This window comes from Gryllotalpicola sp. CP2-P1 (assembly GCF_057512245.1).
In genome coordinates this window covers 1-3896 of the sequence record NZ_JBLRDT010000222.1, presented here as the reverse complement: position 1 = coordinate 3896, position 3896 = coordinate 1, and the positions used below count along the sequence as shown (strand labels likewise).

The 3896-nt window shown below is 72.2% G+C and carries 5 protein-coding genes; 4 read left to right on the top strand and 1 reads right to left on the bottom strand.

From position 1 onward, the window contains the following. The 4 genes from ribD to ribH form a co-directional block, all read left to right on the top strand. A partial coding sequence (gene ribD, locus ACM2XV_RS13150; protein WP_487027251.1) for a bifunctional diaminohydroxyphosphoribosylaminopyrimidine deaminase/5-amino-6-(5-phosphoribosylamino)uracil reductase RibD occupies positions 1–824 on the top strand: 824 nt, incomplete at its 5' end. Between the two features lie 10 nt (positions 825–834). Then, positions 835–1530, top strand: coding sequence for a riboflavin synthase (locus ACM2XV_RS13145; RefSeq protein ID WP_487027250.1), 696 nt, complete (start codon positions 835–837; stop codon positions 1528–1530). Next, the gene (ribA, locus tag ACM2XV_RS13140) at positions 1527–2786 is read left to right on the top strand and encodes a GTP cyclohydrolase II (RefSeq protein WP_487027249.1); all 1260 of its coding nucleotides are present in this window, start codon (positions 1527–1529) and stop codon (positions 2784–2786) included. Before ACM2XV_RS13145 ends, ribA begins: the two co-directional genes overlap by 4 nt. Before the next feature lie 70 nt (positions 2787–2856). Beyond that, complete coding sequence (ribH, locus tag ACM2XV_RS13135) at positions 2857–3372, top strand: 6,7-dimethyl-8-ribityllumazine synthase (protein WP_487027248.1); 516 nt, start codon at positions 2857–2859, stop codon at positions 3370–3372. On the opposite strand, the gene ACM2XV_RS13130 is transcribed toward ribH, so the two are convergent. Next, positions 3344–3896, bottom strand: a 553-nt coding sequence (locus ACM2XV_RS13130) for a hypothetical protein (RefSeq protein ID WP_487027247.1), incomplete at its 5' end; no start/stop codon positions are given. The genes ribH and ACM2XV_RS13130 overlap by 29 nt on opposite strands.

Here is a 3896-nt window from a genome sequence, read left to right as displayed (position 1 = left end):
CGGTTTCCAATTCAGCATGGTCAGCCCTTCACGCCACCGGCGGTGCGGAGCGGCTGCGCGCCGCCGGCGTCGACGTCACGGGCGGCGTGCTCGAGGACGAGGCCGAGGGATTCCTCGCCGACTGGCTCTTCGCCGTGCGCAACAACCGCCCGCGCACCACGCTCAAATGGGCCTCGAGCCTCGACGGGCGCACCGCCGCGGCCGACGGCACGAGCCGCTGGATCACGGGCCCGACAGCCCGCGAGCGCGTGCACGAGCAGCGTGCGGCACACGACGCGATCCTCGTCGGCACTGGCACCGTGCTCGCCGACGACCCGAGCCTCACCGCGCGCGACGCCCACGGCGGCCTGCGCGAACGCCAGCCCGTTCCCGTCGTGCTGGGGCTGCGCGACATCCCAGCGGGAGCCGCCGTGCTGCGGCATCCCCGGCGCCCCATCGTTCTGACGACCCGCGATCTGAGCGCCGCTCTGCACGAGCTGCAGCAGCGGGGCATCCGCTCGCTCTACGTCGAAGCCGGCCCGACGCTCGCGAGCGCGTTCGTCGCCGCCGGACTCGTGGACGAGTTCGCGATCTTTCTCGCCCCCACCTTGATCGGCGGCCCGCGTGCCGCCCTCACCGACCTCGGCGTCGGCTCGATCGACGAGCAGCGCCGCCTCGAACTCGGCAGCGTCGAGCGCCTCGGCGACGACCTGCTGATCACCGCGCGACCCGCAGCTGCCGGTCTCCATTCGGCTTCGCCGAGTCGACCAGCGGACGGCACGGCTTCGCCGAGTCGACCAGCGGACGGCACGGCATCGCCGAGTCGACCAGCGGAAGCGAAGTAAGGAGAGACCCATGTTCACCGGAATCATCGAAGAGATCGGCGAGATCACGCGCGTGCAGCAGTACGGCGACGCGGCGCGCATCACCGTGCGCGGGCCGCTCGCCACGCAGGGCGCGCAGCACGGCGACTCGATCTCGGTGAGCGGCGTATGCCTGACGGTCGTCGCCCTCGAGCGCGACGAGTTCACCGCCGATGTCATGCGCGAGACGCTCGAGATGTCGACGCTCGACAAGGCAGGCATCGGAACGCACGTGAACCTCGAGCGCGCGGCGCGGCTCGGTGACAGGCTCGGCGGCCACCTCGTGCAGGGGCACGTCGACGGCACCGCCGTGGTGCTCTCGACGACCGACGGCAGCGCCTGGCGCGTCGTGCGGTTCTCGCTCACGCCCGAGCTCGCGCCGCTCGTCGCCCGCAAGGGGTCGATCGCGATCGACGGCACGTCGCTCACGGTCTCCGCGGTGGGCGGCGGCGCGCTCGACGGCTACTGGTTCGAGGTCTCGCTGATCCCCGAGACGCTCGCGGCGACCACGCTGGGCCAGCGCGTGCCCGGCGATCTCGTCAACCTCGAGACCGACATCGTGGCCAGGCAGGTCGAGCGGATGCTTGAGTTCCGCGCCTTCGACGAGGGCGCCCGCTGGCCCGACGACACGGGAACGTCGGTCGCGCACGCGATCGGGTTCCAGCCCGACGAGGGGGCGCGCGCATGAGCATCGGAACGATCCCCGAGGCGATCGCGGCGCTGCGGGCCGGAATGCCGGTCATCGTCGCCGACGACGAGAGCCGCGAGAACGAGGGCGACATCGTCATCGCCGCCGAGTTCGCCACGCAGGAGTGGCTGGCCTGGATGATCCGCACCACGAGCGGGTTCATCTGCGCTCCGATGACGAACGAGATCGCCGACCGTCTCGAGCTGCCCGTCATGGTCGTCGACAACCGGGATCCCCTGGGCACGAACTACACGGTCAGCGTCGACGCCGCAGACCGCGCCTCGACCGGCATCAGCGCCGGCGAGCGGGCCCACACCCTGCGCGTGCTCGCCGACCTCGGGTCGACGCCGGACTCGCTCAACCGGCCGGGCCACGTGCTGCCGCTGCGCGCCGCCGATGGCGGAGTCCGCCAGCGGGCCGGCCACACCGAGGCATCCGTTGATCTCATGAAGCTCGCCGGCCTGACCCCGGTCGCCGCGATCGGCGAGGTCGTCGCCGACAACGGCGAGATGATGCGCCTGCCCGGCCTCATCGCGCTCGGCGAAGAGAAGGGGCTGCCGGTCGTGACGATCGCGGCGCTCGTCGACTACCTCGACGAGGTGCACGGCGACCGCCCGCTCGAGACCGCGGCGCCGATCCCCGAGACGAGCAGTGTGACCTTCGAGGTCGAGACCGCGATTCCGACGACGCACGGGCCGTTCCGCGTGCGCGCCTACCGCGACCGCATGACCGGCGCCGATCACGTCGCGATCATCTCGGGCGACCCGGCCGCGCACGGCGCGCTCGTGCGCGTGCACTCCGAGTGCCTGACCGGTGAGGCGTTCGGCTCGCTCAAGTGCGAATGCGGGCCGCAGCTGGATGCCGCACTCGACACTATCCAGCGCGACGGCGGCGTCGTGATCTACCTGCGCGGGCACGAGGGGCGGGGCATCGGCCTCATCAACAAGCTGCGCGCCTACAAGCTGCAGGCGGAGGGGCTCGACACCCTCGACGCGAACCTCGCGCTGGGGCTGCCGGCGGATGCCCGCGACTACACCGCCGCGGGCGACATCCTGAAGGATCTCGGGGTCCGCTCGGTGCGGCTGCTCACCAACAACCCCGACAAGGTGAGCCAGCTTGAGGCGCACGGCATCACGGTCGACGAGCGGGTTCCGCTCGTCGTCGGCGTCGGCGCCATCAACACCCGTTACCTCGAGACCAAGCGCGACCGCATGGGGCACCTCTTCGAGAGCCTCGGCGTCGACCAGCACCAGTAAGCACGCACCGCCGGTCGAGTAGCGCGCAGCGCGTATCGAGACCAGACCCGCCCCTGAAAGGACACCTCCCATGGCCGGTTCCGGCGCCCCCACCCAGCTCTCCCCCGTCGACGGCAGCGGCCTCACCGTCGTCGTCGTCGCGGGCACCTGGCACGACGAGATCACGAACGGCCTCATCGCAGGCGCATCCCGCGTGCTCGACGAGTCCGGCGCGACGCACGAACTGGTGCGCGTGCCCGGCTCGTTCGAGCTTCCGGTGGTGGCGAAGGCCGCCCTCGAGGCGGGGGCCGACGCGGTGGTGGCGCTCGGCGTGATCATCCGCGGCGGCACGCCGCACTTCGAGTACGTGTCGTCCGCCGCCACCGACGGCCTGACGCGCGTCGCACTCGACACCGGCAAGCCGGTCGGGTTCGGCGTCCTCACCCTCGACGACGAGCAGCAGGGCCTCGACCGCGCGGGGCTGCCCGGCTCGAAGGAGGACAAGGGCGCCGAGGCCGCGCACGCCGCGCTGGCCACCGCGCTCACCCTGCGCGAGCTGCGCGGCACACCGCGGGCGCTCACGGGAGCAGCGGCACCCGCGCCGTGAACTCGGCGATCTGCGCGTTCGCGTCGGCGGTGCTCGCGACCCCGATTCCGAGCGGCCGATAGAGCGCGAGCGGCACCGTGCCGCCGGTGCGCAGCACGACCACGATCGCACGCCAGTCATACACGTTGGCACCTGCGCCGTAGCGCGAGGCATCCACGCTGACCCGGTCGGCGCGCACGCCCGCGATGTCGGCGAGCGGAATGCGCGCGAACGGCTCGCCGGCCGCCGCGAGCCGCGGCCACAGCTCGAGCGCGTTCGCGTCGAGCGTCGCCAGCAGCGACGGCGGGACTTTGCCGCTCAGATAGCCGCCCGCTCGCAGCCCGTTCTCGAGGTCGAGCGACGGGGCGCAGATGAGAACGGATGCCCCGGGCCGCAGCCGCGCGACTGCGCGCTTCTGGGACTGCGCCCGGAGCCACAGTCGCAGCCACAGCAAGCCGAGGACGATCAGCACGATCGAGATCGCCCACGGCCACACCGAGCCGCTCACGGGTGTATCGCGCCGCGCGAGGAAGTACCCGGGCAGC

Excerpts from the sequence above, each read along its gene's own strand:
- ribH (WP_487027248.1), top strand. The coding sequence starts at position 2,857 with ATGGCCGGTTCCGGCGCCCCCACCCAGCTCTCCCCCGTCGACGGCAGC.
- ribA (WP_487027249.1), top strand. The coding sequence starts at position 1,527 with ATGAGCATCGGAACGATCCCCGAGGCGATCGCGGCGCTGCGGGCCGGA.
- ACM2XV_RS13145 (WP_487027250.1), top strand. The coding sequence starts at position 835 with ATGTTCACCGGAATCATCGAAGAGATCGGCGAGATCACGCGCGTGCAG.